This is a genomic window from Desulfosporosinus acidiphilus SJ4 (genome assembly GCF_000255115.2).
Taxonomy (GTDB): Bacteria; Bacillota; Desulfitobacteriia; order Desulfitobacteriales; family Desulfitobacteriaceae; genus Desulfosporosinus; species Desulfosporosinus acidiphilus.
The window spans coordinates 3,374,173-3,393,751 of sequence record NC_018068.1 but is presented as its reverse complement, the minus strand read 5'-3'; the positions used below and the strand labels follow the sequence as shown (position 1 = coordinate 3,393,751).

13 protein-coding genes and 3 rRNA genes are annotated in these 19,579 nt (G+C 44.8%); 13 read left to right on the top strand and 3 right to left on the bottom strand.

Features of this window, described 5'->3' with window-relative positions; all coding sequences use genetic code 11:
• The first annotated feature begins 388 nt into the window (after positions 1–388).
• From proC to DESACI_RS15455, 3 genes are all read left to right on the top strand, one after another.
• Positions 389–1,198, top strand: coding sequence for a pyrroline-5-carboxylate reductase (gene proC, locus DESACI_RS15465; protein ID WP_041276105.1), 810 nt, complete (start codon positions 389–391; stop codon positions 1,196–1,198).
• Positions 1,195–2,328: a glutamate 5-kinase gene (gene proB, locus DESACI_RS15460; protein ID WP_014828133.1), complete on the top strand. Its 1,134-nt coding sequence runs from the start codon at positions 1,195–1,197 to the stop codon at positions 2,326–2,328. Before proC ends, proB begins: the two co-directional genes overlap by 4 nt.
• 135 nt (positions 2,329–2,463) lie before the next feature.
• Positions 2,464–3,714: a glutamate-5-semialdehyde dehydrogenase gene (locus tag DESACI_RS15455; RefSeq protein WP_014828132.1), complete on the top strand. Its 1,251-nt coding sequence runs from the start codon at positions 2,464–2,466 to the stop codon at positions 3,712–3,714.
• Between the two features lie 16 nt (positions 3,715–3,730).
• Here DESACI_RS15455 and DESACI_RS15450 read toward each other — a convergent pair whose 3' ends face one another.
• Positions 3,731–4,126, bottom strand: coding sequence for a hypothetical protein (locus DESACI_RS15450; RefSeq protein WP_014828131.1), 396 nt, complete (start codon positions 4,124–4,126; stop codon positions 3,731–3,733).
• A 67-nt stretch (positions 4,127–4,193) separates the two neighbouring features.
• The gene (locus DESACI_RS15445) at positions 4,194–4,733 is read right to left on the bottom strand and encodes an NAD(P)H-dependent oxidoreductase (RefSeq protein ID WP_014828130.1); all 540 of its coding nucleotides are present in this window, start codon (positions 4,731–4,733) and stop codon (positions 4,194–4,196) included.
• A gap of 257 nt (positions 4,734–4,990) precedes the next feature.
• Here DESACI_RS15445 and DESACI_RS15440 point away from each other — a divergent pair, with 257 nt between their 5' ends.
• From DESACI_RS15440 to rrf, 7 genes are all read left to right on the top strand, one after another.
• A complete protein-coding gene (locus DESACI_RS15440; RefSeq protein ID WP_014828129.1) occupies positions 4,991–5,665 on the top strand; it encodes an HlyD family secretion protein in 675 nt (224 codons plus the stop codon).
• A 13-nt stretch (positions 5,666–5,678) separates the two neighbouring features.
• Positions 5,679–7,406, top strand: a complete 1,728-nt coding sequence (locus DESACI_RS15435; protein WP_014828128.1) for a DHA2 family efflux MFS transporter permease subunit — start codon at positions 5,679–5,681, stop codon at positions 7,404–7,406.
• Positions 7,407–7,791: 385 nt separating this feature from the next.
• Entirely contained in the window at positions 7,792–8,979 is a 1,188-nt protein-coding gene (locus tag DESACI_RS15430) for an amidohydrolase family protein (protein WP_014828127.1), read from the top strand.
• Between the two features lie 147 nt (positions 8,980–9,126).
• Entirely contained in the window at positions 9,127–9,984 is an 858-nt protein-coding gene (locus DESACI_RS15425) for a nitroreductase family protein (RefSeq protein WP_014828126.1), read from the top strand.
• A 315-nt stretch (positions 9,985–10,299) separates the two neighbouring features.
• Positions 10,300–11,867 (top strand): 16S ribosomal RNA (locus DESACI_RS15420).
• A gap of 340 nt (positions 11,868–12,207) precedes the next feature.
• Positions 12,208–15,120: ribosomal RNA gene (locus DESACI_RS15415) — 23S ribosomal RNA — on the top strand.
• A gap of 121 nt (positions 15,121–15,241) precedes the next feature.
• A 5S ribosomal RNA gene (gene rrf / locus DESACI_RS15410) occupies positions 15,242–15,357 on the top strand.
• The 16S, 23S and 5S rRNA genes sit together here, the layout of an rRNA operon.
• A gap of 65 nt (positions 15,358–15,422) precedes the next feature.
• Here rrf and DESACI_RS15405 read toward each other — a convergent pair.
• The gene (locus DESACI_RS15405; RefSeq protein WP_242833066.1) at positions 15,423–15,896 is read right to left on the bottom strand and encodes a DUF1835 domain-containing protein; all 474 of its coding nucleotides are present in this window, start codon (positions 15,894–15,896) and stop codon (positions 15,423–15,425) included.
• Positions 15,897–16,329: 433 nt separating this feature from the next.
• On the opposite strand from DESACI_RS15405, the gene DESACI_RS15400 reads away from it, so the two are divergent.
• The 3 genes from DESACI_RS15400 (at position 16,330) to DESACI_RS15390 (ending at position 19,342) form a co-directional block, all read left to right on the top strand.
• Positions 16,330–17,643 (top strand): O-antigen ligase family protein, encoded by a 1,314-nt coding sequence (locus tag DESACI_RS15400; RefSeq protein WP_014828125.1) that lies wholly within the window; start codon positions 16,330–16,332, stop codon positions 17,641–17,643.
• A gap of 232 nt (positions 17,644–17,875) precedes the next feature.
• Positions 17,876–18,676 (top strand): MerR family transcriptional regulator, encoded by an 801-nt coding sequence (locus DESACI_RS15395; protein ID WP_041276556.1) that lies wholly within the window; start codon positions 17,876–17,878, stop codon positions 18,674–18,676.
• A gap of 3 nt (positions 18,677–18,679) precedes the next feature.
• A complete protein-coding gene (locus tag DESACI_RS15390) occupies positions 18,680–19,342 on the top strand; it encodes a GyrI-like domain-containing protein (RefSeq protein WP_014828123.1) in 663 nt (220 codons plus the stop codon).
• Positions 19,343–19,579 lie beyond the last annotated feature (237 nt).

Genomic DNA, 19,579 nt, shown 5'->3' with positions numbered 1-19,579 from the left:
TAGATGGTTGTTTATTGGATTTACTCTGGTGACATTGAGCCGGCATTGCAATAAAGGTGGTACCGCGGAAGACTTCTTTCGTCCTTAATAAGGATGGAGAAGTCTTTTTTATACTTTTAGTAAGTAACCTTCCGTTAAATACTGCTAGAAGAGCTAATACATGCGAAGACAGTGTCTGCGTGCAAGCTCCAGCAAGTTTTCTTTATTCTCCTTTGGAGAGAGTTTATGGTTGAGAGTGAGATAATAAAACTCTTTGGCGGAGGCAGAATAAAGAAGATCTTTAGCTAAGGTTTTTACAATAGGCTCTGAGATTTAGGTCCGAAAAAACGCCGGTGGATATCCGCAACTCAGAACTGGTTCGACTATACAATGAGAAAGGGTGTTAAATTTGAAACTAAGTGTTGGTTTCATTGGTGCAGGAAATATTGCCGAGGCCATGATTAGCGGTTTGACAAAAGTAGAAAAAACGATACAAATACGGGTGACGAACCATACAAATAATGAACGTTTGCAGCAGTTGGCCTCAAACTATAATGTCCTTGCCGCCAGCTTCGAGGAACTTGTCAATAACTCTCGTGTATTGATTATCGCGGTAAAACCTAAAAATGTTAAGGACGTTATCAAACAGCTTAGTAATTATGATTTAGGGGATAAGCTAATTATCAGCGTGGCGGCTGGTGTTCCTATGAAATTGTTTAACAGCTATTTGCCTGGAGCTGCTGTTATCCGGGCAATGCCTAATACATCGACAACCGTACTGCATTCTATGACTGGATTAGTACGGGGCGAAAATGTAACTTCAGAACAGGCTGAGATCGGCGAACAGATTTTTTCAGCCGTAGGGAAAATATTGTGGATCCCTGAGGAAAAAATGAATGCTCTGACTGCGATCAGCGGAAGTGGGCCGGCGTATTTTTATCTGTTTATCGAGAGTTTAATTCTGGCCGGTGTTCAGTTGGGGCTAAGTGAAAAAGAAGCGGAAATGCTGGTACTGGAAACGTCCATCGGAGCAGGAAAAATGATTGCGGAGAGTGATAAGACACCGGGAAGACTGCGTAAGGAGGTTACTTCGCCCAATGGTACTACCTACGCGGCAATCAATATTTTTATGGAAGAGAAATTAGCTGAAACCGTGGTGAAAGCCACAAAAGCCTGTGCTGAGCGTTCAGAAGAAATGGAAGGAGAGTATTCGGAGTGACCAAATTTTCGGCGCGTCGACTTGTTTTGAAAATTGGAAGCAGCAGTTTAAATCATCCTCAAGGAGGTTTAGATGATCAAGCCATTGCTGAAGTCGCAGAGGTGATTGCCGGTTTAAGACAAACGGGAGTAGAATGCGTATTGGTAACTTCTGGAGCCGTGGCGGCAGGAATGGGACAATTGCAACTGCAGACACGACCCCGGGATTTGGCAGGCAAGCAAGCGGTAGCGGCGGTGGGTCAAGGCGTTCTGATCGAAAAGTATGCTCAAAACTTAGAACGCCATGGGTTAGTTGGAGCACAAGTTCTATTATCGCGGATAGATCTGGCGGAAGCGTCCCGCTATCATAATGCTCAAAATACCTTAGAAAAACTTTTGCGGTTACAGGTAGTCCCAATTATCAATGAAAATGATACGGTAGCAATTGAAGAACTTTGCTTTGGTGATAATGACAGCCTTTCGGCTCTTGTCGCCGGGCTTGTGCATGCAGATTTATTAGTTATTCTCACTGATGTCGATGGATTGTACACTGCGAATCCTAAAAAGGATCCTTCGGCTCAACTTATCGAAGAGGTTGATGATGTTTCAGCGGTAGAAATGATGGCCGGAGGAGCTGGGAGTATCCTGGGAACCGGAGGCATGCTGACAAAACTAAGAGCGGCTAAGATTGCTACGCGTTTCGGCATAGGAATGTTTCTTTTAAATTTCAAGCGAATCAGAGAATTGTTGAGGTTAAACGAAAACCGGGGCCCCAAAGGAACTTATTTTCAGCCTGTTAAGCATCGTCTTGCAGGACGTAAACGCTGGATAGCTTATGCTGGGCTCACTGAGGGAAGCATTCAAATCGATGAAGGTGCGGCAAAGGCCTTAGTAGAAGAGGGTAAAAGCTTGCTGGCTAAAGGAATTAAATGGACCGAAGGAACCTGGGAACGAAAAGAAATTGTTCGGATTATGAATCTTCAAGGGGAGGAGGTTGCCAGGGGAGTTGCGGAATTAAGCCGCGAAGAGGTGGAGCTTGTAAAAGGGTTACACTCTGAAAAAATTCAAGGGCTAATCCCCGATTTTCTCGGGGAAGAAGTAGTTCATCGTGATAATATGACGTTGATGATCGATATATCATCGCAATGTTAAACTTAGTTTAGATTGGGTTAGGTTACCTCAATTGAGTAAGCTAATTAGTCCGGAAGTTTGATAACACGATTATGGTTCTTTTGAATATCATGATTTCACGCATTTTGTGCAAAGACTTGGGAGGGATGGATTATTATGATTCGCCGGGAACTTGTGGAAATCGGGCAACGAGCAAAACAAGCAGCGCGTCAGTTGGCCTATGCAAGCACAGAGTCTAAAAATAAGGCTTTACTGGCAATGGCTGAGGCCTTACTGGAAAATGAACAGGAAATTCTCCGAGCAAACACTATTGATGTTCAAGCCGCTGAGGACAAAGGTATTAAAAAAAGTCTCATTAATCGTCTGAGACTTACTTCTCAAGGAATATCCAATATAAGCAGTGCTTTGAGGGAAGTTGTCAATTTGAAAGATCCGGTGGGAGAAGGCGAAGTTTGGACCAGGCCTAATGGTTTACGGATTCTGCAGACTCGAGTTCCCTTAGGGGTTGTGGCTATGATCTATGAGGCAAGACCGAATGTAACGGTTGATGCAGCGGCCCTGTGTCTAAAGTCCGGCAATTCGGTAATTCTAAGAGGTGGTTCAGAGGCCTTAGAAAGTAATAAAGCCTTAGCGAAGGTCATTGCCAAGGCTGCCGAGGATAGTGGGTTACCGGCAGGCTGTATTCAACTTATTACCGAAACTGATCGGGAATGGGTTCAGCAGCTAATGCGGATGAATGAGTTCGTGGATGTTATCATCCCCAGGGGTGGAGCAGGATTGATTCAAACCGTCGTCCAATATGCAACGGTTCCCGTTATAGAGACCGGAACCGGAATGTGCCATGCTTTCGTTGACCGAGATGCGGATTATGAGAAGGCGATTCCTATTGTGATTAATGCCAAAACGCAAAATCCCGGTGTATGTAATGCCCTTGAGACCCTTTTGGTTGATGAAACCATTGCTGAAGATTTTTTGCCTAAAGTGGAAGAAGAATTAAAGAAACACCATGTGGCACTGAAGGGATGTCCAAGAACCTGTGCTATATTGCCCAACGCCCTTCCTGCTGAAGAGGACGATTGGGTCTTAGAACATTTAGACCTTGTTCTTAGTGTAAAGGTTGTATCAGACTTAGATGCCGCGCTCGACCATATTTATCGCTACAGTACTAAGCATTCTGAAACAATCATTACCGAGAATTACTCGAAAGCTCAACGTTTTTTAAAAGAGGTGGATGCGGCTGTCACTTATGTTAATGCATCAACTCGTTTTACTGACGGAGGACGTTTTGGTTTTGGGGCAGAAATCGGGATCAGTACCCAAAAACTGCATGCCCGCGGACCCATGGGCCTCAAAGAACTTACAACAATCAAGTATATGGTTTACGGAGATGGACAGATAGTAACCTAGAATTAAGGGTAAAACCCTACCCCTTAGGAGTACGCATTGAGCGTAAAGCGGAACGATAGTCTTCGTCACCGTGCCTCCTAGAAGGGGTAGGGGATTCTTTTTTTTCGTCAAGGTATTGACGTAAGGTATTTCTATATTGCTGATCGGACATCTGTGCCAGGTGAATATTTTTAGGATTAGGTTTAGGGTCGTATTCTATATCAGTAGCTGTAGGCTCATCCGTTGAGATGAGTTCTTTTTGATTTTCCAGCAAAGTTTTCTCTTTTTCATCTTGGGAGTTGTCTTGCCCGGCTGTTGCTTCAGTATGACGGTCTTGTAATGTTTCTGTCCGGCTAAATGCGCGTATATTAAAGGTTAGCAAAAGAGTTATGGCAATTATGGCGATTACCCCAAATACAATAAACGAAATCATTCTCATCTCACTCCTTCACTTGTTTCATTGGTTTATATTCCATTGACTTTTAGGGCTGAAAGTATGATCAAGCTTTAAATTTTTGAACAGTTTCAGCAACACGTTGGCCAAGTGCCTTTCCCAGCGCCAAATCCGATTCCGTTGGCATATTGGGAGGACTGTCGGGATTGATTTCAACGGGACATGTGATCCCAACGCCGTAATATGATCCATAAAGAGCATTCGCCGGAATGTTTCCTGGCAGCCCAACGATAATCATACCTTGATGGAGCATAGGGATAATAAGGTTTAAAAGGGTTGATTCGATTCCGCCGTGAACAGTGGCGGATGTACAAAAAACAGCTCCGATTTTGTTAATCAATTTCCCTTCCGCCCAGAGATTGCCAAGATTATCTATCGATGTTTTTAAATTAGCACTTATTGTCCCAAAATGACCGGGACATCCCCAAATGATTGCATCCATATCCGCAAGCTCATCGGGCTGGCTCTCGGAAATGTGTTTGAGGTATATTTGAGTATCTTTGACACTTTCTGCTCCCTCGGCAATAGCTTTAGCCAGCATTTCGGTATGTCCGCTTTCGCTGTCATAAACAATGTAGACTTTCATTGTTTGTATTCCTCCTTGTAACAACATCCTTCGTTAGATTACCAATTTTCACGAACTGCTATACAACTCTCCTAATCCATTTGTTTCCTCATTTTTCCTGACATAGTAAATAAGAATATGGAGCAAATTAGTTGCAGTTTAGCCTAATGAAGTTTTGTTTAATGATTTAAGGAACAAGTTTCTAAACTTCTCAAAGGCCTCATAAATTGGTCAAATCATGCTTGTGGAATACAAAAGGGTACAGGAGGATTGAAAGAATGAGTAACGGACGTGCAGTAAATACAAGCCGCATTATTTTAATTAATATTCTCGTTTTGGTGCTGATTATCGGCGGAGGAATTACAGTCTATTATTATTACAATCAATCCTATTATTACGTCTCGACGGATAACGCACGAATTGATGGTCAACTCATTACAATCAGTGCCCTAGGCAATGGCAAAATTGCTGATTGGAGCGGAGCAGTAAATACTCGGTTTAATGCAGGGCAGCGCCTTGGAGGTATGCAAATGCTCGGGGCGACGCAAACTTCCGGAATCACAGATATCACGATGCCGGTCAATGGAACCCTTGTTCAGCAGAACGTAATAGCCAATAGTTTTGTAGCCGCAGGGACACCGTTGGCGTACGCTTATGATATGGATAATTTATGGGTGAGTGCTAACATCAATGAAACGAATATCAATAATATCCAACAAAATCAGGCGGTGGACGTATATGTCGATGCCTATCCAGGTACCACTCTTTCGGGGAAGGTCAGTCAAATTGGTCTTACTACCGCCGCCCAATTTTCGCTTATTCCACAGCAAAATACTACCGCCAATTTTACAAAGGTTACACAGGTGATTCCCGTTGTTATTACGCTGGATGGGTATAAGGGATTAAATCTGGCTCCGGGTATGAGCGTAACAGCACGAATACATATTAGATAAGGGAGGAAAGGCTATGATTTTTCTAGCGTCTGGTTACCTTCTACTAGCATTCCTTCTGTTAATTCTAATTAATATGGGGCTTTGGCGAAAGAAGAGGGAGCATACAATAGAGCATACAAATGATGATCTGTCTCCGGCGTTATCAATAGCTCCCGGAACGGAACAGCCTTTATATGGAAAGTCGCCGTCTGCAACAGCCGGGTCAGCCAATGATACCGGCATGGAAGCCTTTAATACGCTCCAAATTCTTACCGTATTAATGTTAGGAGCTTTTGTTTCCATCCTTAATCAAACTTTGGATAATGTGGCAATTCCCCATATGATGTTAGACTTTAATGTTTCCGCGAGTACTATCCAATGGATCGTAACGGGTTATATGCTAGTTAATGGGGTTCTGATTCCTATCACGGCTTATCTTATGGAATCTGTAGGAAGCCGAAAACTGGTCTTTGCAGCAATGACCAGTTTCACGATAGGTTCATTTATCTGTGCCTTAGCTCCCAAATTTCCTGTTTTTATGATTGGCAGAATTATACAAGGAATTGGTGCAGGTATTCTGATGCCTTTATTAACCAATGTCTTTCTGACAATTTTTCCACCCCATCAAAGAGGCAAAGCTTTAGGAACCATGGGAATCGTCATGGTTTTTGCTCCGGCCATTGGTCCAACTCTGGGAGGGTGGGTAGTTCAAACGTATTCTTGGCGGCTCCTTTTTTCCGCCCTGGTACCCATTGGTGCGTTGGATTTGTTTTTAGCCGCTATCTGGATGAAAGACGTCTTAAAACTAAGCTTTCCGGAGTTTGATGTCTGGGGAGCTGTGTTTTCTACTGTCGGTTTAGGAAGCTTACTTTATGGGGTCAGCGAAGCAGGAAACAATGGATGGGGTAGTACAGAAGTGATTGCCTTTATATCTATCGGTATTTTTGCCATTTTGCTTTTCATAAGGCGTGAACTGACAATTGAGACCCCTCTGTTAGAATTGAGAGTTTATAAATACCGGGCGTTTTCCTTGACCATCATTATTAATGCTGTAGTAACGACGGTCATGTATGCGGCAATGATGCTGCTGCCAATATACTTACAGAATATTCGGGGCTTCACTCCTTTACAGTCAGGATTTCTTCTATTGCCGGGAGCCTTGCTCATGGGAATTATGGGGCCAATCGCCGGTGCAATATTTGACCTGATAGGTCTTAGGGTCTTAGCAGTTGTCGGCCTGATGATTACGGCTGTAGCAACCTGGGAATTTACCAAACTCACGGATGCCACCATGTATAGCAATATATTATTGCTTTATACGATCCGTTCACTGGGAGTTTCCTTAATCATGATGCCTCTCATGACCGCGGGCCTCAATGAGTTGCCTAGGCATTTAAATAGTCATGGTACAGCGATGTTTAATACGATGCGTCAAGTTTCAGGCTCCCTGGGCACTGCGGTTTTGGTTACGATTATGACAACCCGATCAACGATCCATTTGGCAACGTACTCAAGTACAATTACATCCCTAAATCCTTCAATTCTTGTCCAACTTAACAATTTTATTCAACATTTGGGTCTTTCACCTCAAACAGGACGCGTTCTTGGCCTGAAAGAAATCTACGCTTTGGTGTCTGAGCAAGCAACCATTCAGGGTATTAATGATTCATTTATTGTAGCAACAGTCTTAGCAATTGTTGGCTTAATTCCGGCTCTTTTTATCAGAAAAGTAATTACTTCCAAGTCTGATCCGGTTTCGTAATTGACAAGGGAGATCTTCATAGTCGTCTAAAAGGGAGCAATGGGACAGATCCATTGCTCCTTTAAGTTCCATCATCAGAAAGTATAACCTTTGGATATGCAGAAGAAAGGCTAACTAATACGTGCGAAGACAGTGTCTTCGCGTGAGCGCCAGCTAAGAGTTCCTGTATCATGATAGTTCACATCATTACTTAATTCCAAGAAAAATGAATTTCTGCGAATATGCGAGTATTCAGGAGATATTGAAATTACACTGAGGGATTTTTCATTAAATCCTTTAATATCCTGCGGCTAAGAGGTAATTCGCAGTAATAGTAGAATAGATATATAACCTATTACCATACCTGGAAGACTTAGCTTTTAAATTTGTCAGAAAGGGTGAGTTTTTGAATATTTCATGCAGTGCTGCAAAAGAAATCTTAGATATACCCCTTGAAGGCAGGGCAATTATCGCAGGATACTGGAGCCCTAAATATGGTCTAAGCTCTCAGCCTACCATCGTTCAATGGAGGGCAAGTCAGCTCAGCAGTCTGACGCCTTTAAGCAATACAGAAAATCCAGATCTTGATCTTTTTCATTGGGAATCCTATTATTTACAGCCTGGGTGGATAGATTGTCATGTACATTTAGCTTTAGACAGTTTGGATTTCTACCAGTGCCTAAAAAATTGGGAGAATCCTAGCCTGATTCAGAAGAATATTCAGGTCTATCTGCAAAACTATCTCAGGCTGGGCATTGTTGCAATCAGAGATGGCGGAGATCTGCCCGGCTACTCTTGGCTGGCGCGAAATAACGTTCGGGAGGGTACATGGCTTGGCCCAAGAGTAATTTCCGTTCGTGAAGCAGTCAATCGAAAGGGTATGTATGGCCGTTTTCTTGGACGAGGCTTTGCAGGAATATCCGATTGGCACAGGGAATTGATTGATTTTTATGGGCAAGGACTCGATCAACTTAAAGTCATCGTTTCCGGATTGATACGTTTTGATAACTTTAAGGTTGTTGGTCCCACTCAATGGACAGTTGCCGAATTAAGCGAGATTGTGCAAACTGCTCACCAGAGGGGAATTTCTGTGATGGCTCATGCCAGCGGAGAAGATGGGATCTCAACAGCCATCGCCGCTCGTGTAGATTCTATTGAACATGGTTACTACATGACCGCCGAGCATTTGAATCAGATGAAAGAATACGGGATTGCCTGGATTCCGACGGTGGCTCCAATCGGCAATATTTTAAAATATCCAACCGATCGTTATTCAAGTTTTGAGATTGATACTTTAAGGCGTATTCTTGAAACCCAGCTCACCATGATTTATGAAGCTTATAAAAGGAAGGTTCGGATCGGAGTCGGGACGGACGCGGGAGCTTATCTCGTACCCCATGGTGAGAGTTTGTTTGACGAAATGGATTGGCTGGTTCAAGCCGGAATTCCAAAGTTAGATGTATATTCTATGGCTACGCAAGAAAATGCTGGGATAGTAAGGCAAAAAGATTTAGGTAGATTAGAAATTGGAACTCCTATGAATCTACTGCAGCTTACTAAAGGGAACGTTTCTCTAGAACGAAATAGAATTTAGGTTATAACTTTCGTTTCCTTCTTCGTTGTCATCAATTTTGCAAAAGATATACCCTCATTTTAGCGGGTTAGGAATATTAATTTTTGTATAGGACGATTCCTTCAGTAAATGTTTGGCGATATTAAAAATTGGAGGCAAGGAAAGCAAATGGAAGAACGTATTAAATTTCCGGTAGTTGAAACAATTAATAAGAGAATTTCCGTGCGGACGTATAATGATACAATATCTTTGCCCCCTGAAATGAAAGTGAAGCTTAAAGAGTTTATTGACTCAATCAAAGGTCCTTTTGGCGGTCAGTTGAGATTCGAAATTATTGAGAGTGACACTGCTCTAAAAGGAACAAACGCTCGTTTAGGGACTTATGGCATTATCAGGGGAGCAACGTCTTATGGTGTAGCGGTAGGTAAAAAAAGAGACAAAGACTTAGAGGATTTTGGATATATATTTGAATCTTTAATTCTTTATGCAACTTCTTTAGGGCTAGGTACATGCTGGTTAGGCGGGACTTTTAAAAAAGGTGAATTTGCTAAGGCGATTCGGCAAAAAGAAGATGAGATCCTGCCTTGCATAACCCCGATTGGTTTTCCAAGTGGACGTAAGACGTTGCTGGAATCTGCAATGAGATTTTCAGCCGGCTCCAATAGAAGAAAGGTGTGGGGTGAACTCTTTTTTCAGAATGACTTTCAGAAGCTTTTAACCAGTGAAGAGGCGGGAAGCTACAGAGTCCCCCTGGAAATGGTGCGCTTGGCGCCTTCCGCGTCTAATAAACAACCTTGGAGAATCATCAAAAATCAGAATGAGTATCACTTCTATCTTCAACATACGCCTGGATATGCAAAATTCCTAGCCTATGATCTTCAAAGAGTAGATATGGGAATTGCGATGGCACATTTTGAATTGACTGCACAAGAGCAGGGCATTATCGGGAAATGGGTAATAACTCCGCAACAGGATGTTATAGTACCCCAAAATACTGAGTATATTGGCAGCTGGCAAGAGGAATAACGATTAGGTAAAAATTAACAGAATAAAAAGTGTTGACAGGGAAAGCTGAAAGTGGTACTATAACTAAGCGCTCAAGAACAGCGCTTTTAATTCTCTCAAAACCTGTTGCTTAAATAATCTAGTTTAAAAAAGTGATTGACAGAATAAAGAGAGAGTGTTAAGATGAAATTCCTGGCGCAAACGCCGGGAAGATAAAAAGATGGTCTTTGAAAACTAAACAACAAGGACAGCCAATGAGAGAAACTCGCAAGAGTTTCAAAAGAATCATGAAATCATGAGCAAGAAATCATCTTCTTACGAAGAAGTTGAATAACTTTTTTGGAGAGTTTGATCCTGGCTCAGGACGAACGCTGGCGGCGTGCCTAACACATGCAAGTCGAACGGAAACAAACTCTAAGTTTACTTAGAGAGCGTTTTAGTGGCGGACGGGTGAGTAACGCGTGGGTAACCTGCCCATAAAACCGGGACAACTCTTGGAAACGAGGGCTAATACCGGATACGCTTAAGAAGCGGCATCGCTTTTTAAGGAAAGATGGCCTCTGAGTATGCTATCGCTTATGGATGGACCCGCGTCTGATTAGCTGGTTGGTGGGGTAAAGGCCTACCAAGGCGACGATCAGTAGCCGGCCTGAGAGGGTGAACGGCCACACTGGGACTGAGACACGGCCCAGACTCCTACGGGAGGCAGCAGTGGGGAATCTTCCGCAATGGACGAAAGTCTGACGGAGCAACGCCGCGTGTATGATGAAGGTCTTCGGATTGTAAAGTACTGTCTTTAGGGAAGAACGGTCTCTTCAGGAATATGGAGGAGACATGACGGTACCTAAGGAGGAAGCCCCGGCTAACTACGTGCCAGCAGCCGCGGTAATACGTAGGGGGCGAGCGTTGTCCGGAATTATTGGGCGTAAAGGGCGCGTAGGCGGGTATTTAAGTCCGGTGTGAAAGATCAGGGCTCAACCCTGAGAGTGCATCGGAAACTGGGTATCTTGAGGACAGGAGAGGAAAGTGGAATTCCACGTGTAGCGGTGAAATGCGTAGATATGTGGAGGAACACCAGTGGCGAAGGCGACTTTCTGGACTGTAACTGACGCTGAGGCGCGAAAGCGTGGGGAGCAAACAGGATTAGATACCCTGGTAGTCCACGCCGTAAACGATGAGTGCTAGGTGTAGGGGGTATCGACCCCTCCTGTGCCGGAGTTAACACAATAAGCACTCCGCCTGGGGAGTACGGCCGCAAGGTTGAAACTCAAAGGAATTGACGGGGGCCCGCACAAGCGGTGGAGCATGTGGTTTAATTCGACGCAACGCGAAGAACCTTACCAGGGCTTGACATCCTCTGAACTCTCTAGAAATAGGGAGGTGCCCTTCGGGGAGCAGAGAGACAGGTGGTGCATGGTTGTCGTCAGCTCGTGTCGTGAGATGTTGGGTTAAGTCCCGCAACGAGCGCAACCCCTGTATTTAGTTGCTAACACGTCAAGGTGAGCACTCTAGATAGACTGCCGGTGACAAACCGGAGGAAGGTGGGGATGACGTCAAATCATCATGCCCCTTATGTCCTGGGCTACACACGTGCTACAATGGCCGGTACAGACGGAAGCGAAGCCGCGAGGTGAAGCCAATCCGAGAAAGCCGGTCTCAGTTCGGATTGCAGGCTGCAACTCGCCTGCATGAAGTCGGAATCGCTAGTAATCGCAGGTCAGCATACTGCGGTGAATACGTTCCCGGGCCTTGTACACACCGCCCGTCACACCACGAAAGTCTGCAACACCCGAAGCCGGTGAGGTAACCCGCAAGGGAGCTAGCCGTCGAAGGTGGGGCCGATAATTGGGGTGAAGTCGTAACAAGGTAGCCGTATCGGAAGGTGCGGCTGGATCACCTCCTTTCTAAGGAGAACGGTTTAGAGCTTAGGCTTTAAACGAACATCCTATGGGTCGATGCTCTTGCTAAGCAAGAGATCAAAAAGAGTCGCAAGACTCAAGCCGAGGGATCGGCAAACTCATTGGCAAAACTGTTGTTTAGTTTTGAGAGACCAGGAAGATGAACCGCATAAATACTTGCGAATTAATCAAAATGGAATCTCGTTCACAAAATTATTGGTAACATTGAACATGCTGTTCTTTGAAAACTGCATAGAGAAATAATTTCTAGTAAGTCAAAGGAAACATCACCTCAAAACGACGTGTCAACGAAGTTTTGAGAAACCCTAACGTAGTATAGATTTTAGGTCAAGCTACTAAGGGCGTACGGTGGATGCCTAGGCGCTAAGAGTCGAAGAAGGGCGCGGTTAACAGCGAAATGCCACGGGGAGTCGTAAGCAGGCTTTGATCCGTGGATACCCGAATGGGGCAACCCCACCGGAGTCATATCCGGTGATCTGCAGTTGAATACATAGGCTGCCGAAGACAACCCGGGGAACTGAAACATCTAAGTACCCGGAGGAAGAGAAAGAATAATCGATTCCCTGAGTAGCGGCGAGCGAAACGGGAAGAGCCCAAACCAATCCCTTCGGGGATTGGGGTTGTAGGACCCTCTTTTAGGCACAATGTTCTAGCTGAAGAGATCTGGAAAGGTCGAGCAAAGAAGGTAACACTCCTGTAAGCGAAAGAGCAGAGTGCTGTGAGGGAATCCTGAGTACCGCGGGACACGTGAAACCCCGTGGGAAGCAGGGAGGACCACCTCCCAAGGCTAAATACTACTTAGCGACCGATAGTGAACCAGTACCGTGAGGGAAAGGTGAAAAGCACCTCGGAAGAGGAGTGAAAAAGAACCTGAAACCGTACGCTTACAAGCAGTCACAGCACTTCGGTGTAGTGGCGTGCCTTTTGTAGAATGAACCGGCGAGTTACGGTATGCAGCGAGGTTAAGGCGAAGAGCCGGAGCCGAAGCGAAAGCGAGTCTGAAAAGGGCGACGAGTTGCATGCTGTAGACCCGAAACCGTGTGATCTACCCATGGCCAGGGTGAAGGTGGGGTAAAACCCACTGGAGGCCCGAACTCACTGTCGTTGAAAAGGCAGGGGATGAGCTGTGGGTAGGGGTGAAATGCCAATCGAACACGGAGATAGCTGGTTCTCCCCGAAATAGCTTTAGGGCTAGCCTCAATTGATGAACCATGGCGGTAGAGCACTGAATAGGCTAGGGGCCTTACCAGGTTACCGAACCTTATCAAACTCCGAATGCCATGGTCTTAAGATTGGGAGTCAGACTGTGGGTGATAAGATTCATAGTCAAAAGGGAAACAGCCCAGACCATCAGCTAAGGTCCCAAAGTATACACTAAGTGGGAAAGGATGTGGAACTGCACAGACAACCAGGATGTTGGCTCAGAAGCAGCCACCATTTAAAGAGTGCGTAATAGCTCACTGGTCGAGTGGTTCTGCGCCGAAAATGTAACGGGGCTCAAGTGTATCACCGAAGCTATGGCTTGCACGTTTACGTGCAGGGGTAGGGGAGCGTTCTAAATGCAGGGAAGTCATTCTGTAAGGAATGGTGGAGTGTTTAGAAGTGAGAATGCCGGTATGAGTATGCGAAAAGACAAGTGAGAATCTTGTCCGCCGAAAATCTAAGGTTTCCTGGGGAAGGCTCGTCCGCCCAGGGTAAGTCGGGACCTAAGCCGAGGCCGAAAGGCGTAGGTGATGGACAACTGGTTGAGATTCCAGTACCACCGAGAAGCGTTATTAACAATGGGGAGACACAGAAGGATAGGTTAAGCGTGCCGTTGGTCGAGCACGCCCAAGCGAGTAGGAGGTAGGGTAGGCAAATCCGCCCTGCGATAACTCTGAGACGTGATGGGGAGCGAAACATAGTAGCGAAGTAACCGACTCCAAGCTGTCAAGAAAATCCTCTAGTGAGTGACTGGGTGCCCGTACCGCAAACCGACACAGGTAGATGGGGTGAGAAACCTAAGGCGCGCGAGAAAACCCTCGTTAAGGAACTCGGCAAAATGGCCCCGTAACTTCGGGAGAAGGGGCGCTCACTGCAAGGTGAGCCGCAGAGAAAAGGTCCAGGCGACTGTTTAACAAAAACACAGGTCCCTGCGAATCCGCAAGGAGAAGTATAGGGGCTGACACCTGCCCGGTGCTGGAAGGTTAAGAGGAGAGGTTAGTCGCAAGGCGAAGCTTTGAATTGAAGCCCCAGTAAACGGCGGCCGTAACTATAACGGTCCTAAGGTAGCGAAATTCCTTGTCAGGTAAGTTCTGACCCGCACGAAAGGTGTAACGATCTGGACACTGTCTCAACGAGGGACTCGGCGAAATTGTAATACCCGTGAAGATGCGGGTTACCTGCGACAGGACAGAAAGACCCCATGGAGCTTTACTGCAGCTTGACATTGGATTTTGGTATAAAATGTACAGGATAGGTGGGAGACAGAGAAGCTAGGGCGCCAGCCTTGGTGGAGTCGCCGGTGGGATACCACTCTTTTTGTACTGAAGTTCTAACTAGGTCCCCTGAATCGGGGATTAGGACAGTATCAGGCGGGCAGTTTGACTGGGGCGGTCGCCTCCTAAAGAGTAACGGAGGCGCCCAAAGGTTCCCTCAGCGCGGTTGGAAATCGCGCGCAGAGTGTAAAGGCAAAAGGGAGCTTGACTGCGAGACCTACAAGTCGAGCAGGGACGAAAGTCGGGCTTAGTGATCCGGTGGTACCGAGTGGAAGGGCCATCGCTCAACGGATAAAAGCTACCCTGGGGATAACAGGCTTATCTCCCCCAAGAGTCCATATCGACGGGGAGGTTTGGCACCTCGATGTCGGCTCATCGCATCCTGGGGCTGTAGTAGGTCCCAAGGGTTGGGCTGTTCGCCCATTAAAGCGGTACGTGAGCTGGGTTCAGAACGTCGTGAGACAGTTCGGTCCCTATCCGTCGCAGGCGCAGGAAATTTGAGAGGATCTGTCCCTAGTACGAGAGGACCGGGATGGACGAATCACTGGTGTACCAGTTGTCTCGCCAGAGGCACAGCTGGGTAGCTATATTCGGATCGGATAAGCGCTGAAAGCATCTAAGCGCGAAACCGGCCTCAAGATGAGATTTCCCACAGTGAGAGCTGGTAAGACCCCTGAAGGAAGATCAGGTTGATAGGCCGGATGTGGAAGCACCGTGAGGTGTGGAGCTGACCGGTACTAATCGGTCGAGGGCTTGACCTAATGAACTACGGCAGGAACGTGGCTCAGTGTTTCCGAAGAAGAGAAGACGAAACTAGAAAGAAGACTCTATGTGGTTTTGAGAGAGCAGGGTTCTGTAAAAGAAAACTGAAAATCTCAGAGATCTGGTGATCATGCCGGAGGGGTTCCACCCGTTCCCATACCGAACACGGAAGTTAAGACCTCCAGGGCCGAGCATACTTGGGGCATAGCCCCTGGGAAAGTAGGTCATCGCCAGGTAACAAGCGATGGACTGCCAATTATGGCAGTCCATCTGTGTCTATAACAAGAAATATATAGCAAAACTACCGGGGTTCCACCCGTTCGATCCACGTTGCAGGAGAATGCGTTACGAGACGCAGTGTAGCGAAAAGCTCATCCGCCTTTCGTTCCAGGGCCAAGCATACTGCTGCGATTTCACGAAAGATAAAGTCATCATAGAGGGTTTCCGGTACACTGATCAATTGTCCATTCAGCGTGGCCCGCAAAGGTGTGTTCTCCCTTTGAAGCTCTTGCCAATGAGATGCACAGCTTTGTACAAATACCGGTATCACAGGCTTTTGCATGGCAAGATACCGATGCCATTCTCCGGGAGTAACTTGCCCCCATCTGCTTTTCTGCACGATATTTCCCTTTTCGTCGGCTTCCCCTTCCGGCAACTTGACAATAGAAACCCGTTGACCATGCGCTTTCCACTGATTCAACTGCCCCATGAACCAATAGAGTCCACACATTTCATCAGGATGATTGCTGTACCAGATTCGAAGAGATTCTCCCACTGCGCGCGTTCCTGAACTGTTTTCAGATCTTCTTTTACCCTTTTAAACATTTTCTGAGCCGCCTGATGCCCCACGTCACTCGGAAAAATGCTGTATAAGTGTTCCAAAGTCTGCTTCCGCTTGATACCGGGCTGATTCTCCGAAATATCTCCAACGCTCAGCACCAAGTCAAATCCATAAAGTAGGCAGCTATATTTATGAATTTTGTTCACAAAACGGGAGATTTGGGAAAATAAATTCGGGTAATGGACATATTGACCTTTGCAGGATTTAAAGATAAAAAACAAAAGTTAAGTTAATATAGAAGGAAAAAGGGTATCTACCCTTTGGGTAGAATATGTAAATTAGCCGAAAAAAGTAATAAATTTTTATCATTAAGTTTGTCTAACCTTGGTTATCGGTCTCAAAAGGGTGGCTGAAGGAGGGGATTAGCATGGGTTTCACCCTCTTAGAATGGGGAATTCTACTTCTTTGTTTTGGAATGGTGTGCCATTGTGGAAGGAGTAAACCAAATATCCTGCCATCGTTACTCGCTGGGGCGGTTGCTTTAGACATTTCCATCGACTGGTTTCCACCTTTGGGACCACTTGGTTCACAGTCGATAAGTCTTGCCCGTCTCGTCACTGTTGGAATCCTCGGGTCTGCCCTCTGGCGACTTTGGTTAGAACCTCAGAAACGCCAAAAACTAAAGGTAATACTAAATTGTTTCCTGTCTCGATCCTTGTTAATTTACATTGCAGTTGGGGCCTTTAGCCTCTTTTACACTATTGATCTGGGAAAAACGGCGGTTGGAGTGGTTCGATTACTAATATTATTTTTGCTTTATCTCGGCACCTTTCTGCTTGCAGAACGTAACCAAGTCCTTCTTCCTTTTCAGGTCGTCCATTGGGTTGGGGTCGCTCTTGTACCACTTGCGCTTTATGAAGGAATGACGCGTCACTTTATCTGGCGAGAATATTTGGCTCAGGGAGAGATTGCTCGAGTTAATGCAACCTTTGTTGATCCAAATATTTTTGCCCGCTACCTCGTATTGGCTATCGTTGCAAATTTAGTTCTTCAATACTTTAACCGTGAAACAAAGAAGCATGTTGTGTATTTGGTTTCGCTTTTTTCATTGTTAGGAGCGTTAGCTATAACATTATCACGTAGTGGAGAATTAACTTTGGTTATCATCTTAGTTCTTATGATCCTGCTTATTCCACGTAAACAGATGATTCAGCCAATTGGACTAATAGGACTCATTGGGTCCGGTATTGTGGCAATGAGCCCGCTCGTCCGGCATCGTCTGCTTACCTTCATGGACGGGATGGGAGCTTTGGATCAACGAAAGTATTTGATAAAGGTTGCCTGGACTATGTTTACAGACCATCCTATGTTCGGGGTTGGCTTGGGTGTATTTGAAAAGATGTTTAAAACCCATTATATAAACATGAAGACAGTAATTCCGTATGTTGAAGGTGCAACTCTCTCCCATACGACCCTCCTAACGATTGCAGCAGAACTTGGCTTTATGGGTCTAACTGCACTGGCGTTGGTTTGGTTTGCTCTCATACGGATTCTTCGAAGCTTACGAAGACTTGATCAAAATGGAACTGAACGGTATCTCCTTGGAGTAGGGTACTTTATATGGATTGTGACTATTTTTATTAGTTCACAATCAGAAGGACGTTTTTTTGAGGATCCGGTACTCTGGATTAGCATGGCAATGATGCTTAGCTTGTTTAATTGCGAAGAATGTGGGTTATAGATACAAGGGAATAAGAAAGAGGTGTACGGAGATGTTCCTTTACGTATATAGGCCCGCTTACTGCGATTGGAATGCTTTTATTTGCCAGTATACCACCAGTTCTTTTAATCGTTTACATTCTGAAAGAGTTGATAAAAAAATAAGGATTTGTTCTTGTGAAGAATTACAGAAAACACCTATTGACTTTCCCTTGCAGTGGAGGGTTTATACTGCTTCCAAAGGAGGTGAGGTCATGTATAAAATCAGTGAGTTTTCTAAAATTACGAATTTAACGGTTAAGACCTTGAGGTATTACGATGAAGAGAATATCTTGAAGCCGTCTTACCGTGCCGAAAACGCTTATCGTTATTATGATGACAATGATTTTGAAAGAGCAAAGGTTGTAATTTTATTGCGTAATTTAGATTTTTCCATATCGGAAATTAGAGATATCATGGCCAATTGTGATTGTCATAATGATTTATCATATTATTTATCCGAGAAGCAAGAAATGATTGCTGAACAGATCAATAAAGGAAAAGAGCTCATTAATAAAATTGACCTTTACCTTCAGCCGAAAAAGATGGAGGTAAGTTGTATGAACTACAAAATTGAGCTTAAAGAATTCAATGCCCTGACAGTTGCAGCCATTCGATTTAAAGGGAAGTATAGCGATGTTGGAAAATACATAGGCGTGATCTATCAAGAGGCTAAAGGAAAAACTTCCGGTGAACCGTTTTGCTGCTATTACGATGACGAATTTAAGGAAGAGGCAGATATTGAACTTTGCGTTCCTACTAAAGGGATGGTGGCAGGAAAGAAGATTGATTCAAAACAGTTGCCCAAAATAAGAGCAATTTGCACCATGCATGTCGGGACTTATGAAACTTTGAATTTAGCTTACAAGGCTGTGCTAGATTATGCGAAGGAACATAGCCTTAATTGTATACTGCCTTCGAGAGAGATTTATCATAAAGGACCAGGTTTGGTTTTTAAAGGTAATCCCAATAAGTATGTTACAGAAATTGTGATCCCCATTGAGCAGGAGGGTTAAGATATGGCTGATAAATTTGATTACAAAAAAGAATATAAGGATTTGTATGTACCTAAACAAAAGCCCGTCCTTATTGACGTTCCGGCGATGAATTTTATTATGGTTGATGGTGCTGGGGACCCAAATACTTCTGTAGAATATCAGGAAGCCTTGGAAATTCTTTATGGTTTAAGCTTTGCCGTTAAGATGAGTAAGATGAGCGGAAAGCAACCTGCGGGATATTTCGAATATGTTGTACCGCCTCTGGAGGGACTGTGGTGGTTTAAGGATGATAGTTTTGACGGTACAAAGTTAATAGATAAATCTAAATTTCAATGGACCTCAATGATCCGTCAACCTGAATTTGTCACCCAAGAAGTTTTTGACTGGGCTGTTAGTGTGTTGAAACAGAAAAAGCCTAAGATCGATCCCACAAAAGCTCGTTTAGAATCTTTGACAGAGGGACTCTGTGTGCAAATGATGCATAACGGCCCCTATGATAGTGAGCCGGTTACTCTTGGGAAAATGGAACAATTCCTTTTGAGTAATGGCTATATATGCGCAATCTCCGAAACACTGCCTTCCGGTCAAATCCGGCGTCATCATGAAATTTATTTAAGCGACCCACGAAAGACGACACCCGAAACGTTAAAAACAGTATTAAGGCACCCAGTAAAAAAGGTCTAGATTTAAAAGACTTCTGATCACTTTTCAGGACAAAAGTTCATGGGTATTGCCGCAGTTTCCGTCACGAGTCGATATGCGCCTAAGCCTCATCCGACCTTCGTCTCACGGCAGCATTCTTTGGGGACGACCTATTGCGAAAACCTTATAGTTTGCCGTGAAGCGGTTCAGCAAAAGTTTAGAATTCTAAATAACACGCTGAAGTATTATTTGTGTTAGAATCCTCCATACTAAAAGAGA

Bases quoted from the DNA above. Each gene is read 5' to 3' on its own strand.
- DESACI_RS15455 (WP_014828132.1), top strand. From the start codon at position 2,464: ATGATTCGCCGGGAACTTGTGGAAATCGGGCAACGAGCAAAACAAGCA.
- DESACI_RS15450 (WP_014828131.1), bottom strand. From the start codon at position 4,126: ATGATTTCGTTTATTGTATTTGGGGTAATCGCCATAATTGCCATAACT.
- DESACI_RS15445 (WP_014828130.1), bottom strand. From the start codon at position 4,733: ATGAAAGTCTACATTGTTTATGACAGCGAAAGCGGACATACCGAAATG.
- DESACI_RS15440 (WP_014828129.1), top strand. From the start codon at position 4,991: ATGAGTAACGGACGTGCAGTAAATACAAGCCGCATTATTTTAATTAAT.
- DESACI_RS15435 (WP_014828128.1), top strand. From the start codon at position 5,679: ATGATTTTTCTAGCGTCTGGTTACCTTCTACTAGCATTCCTTCTGTTA.
- DESACI_RS15425 (WP_014828126.1), top strand. From the start codon at position 9,127: ATGGAAGAACGTATTAAATTTCCGGTAGTTGAAACAATTAATAAGAGA.
- DESACI_RS15400 (WP_014828125.1), top strand. From the start codon at position 16,330: ATGGGTTTCACCCTCTTAGAATGGGGAATTCTACTTCTTTGTTTTGGA.
- DESACI_RS15395 (WP_041276556.1), top strand. From the start codon at position 17,876: ATGTATAAAATCAGTGAGTTTTCTAAAATTACGAATTTAACGGTTAAG.
- DESACI_RS15390 (WP_014828123.1), top strand. From the start codon at position 18,680: ATGGCTGATAAATTTGATTACAAAAAAGAATATAAGGATTTGTATGTA.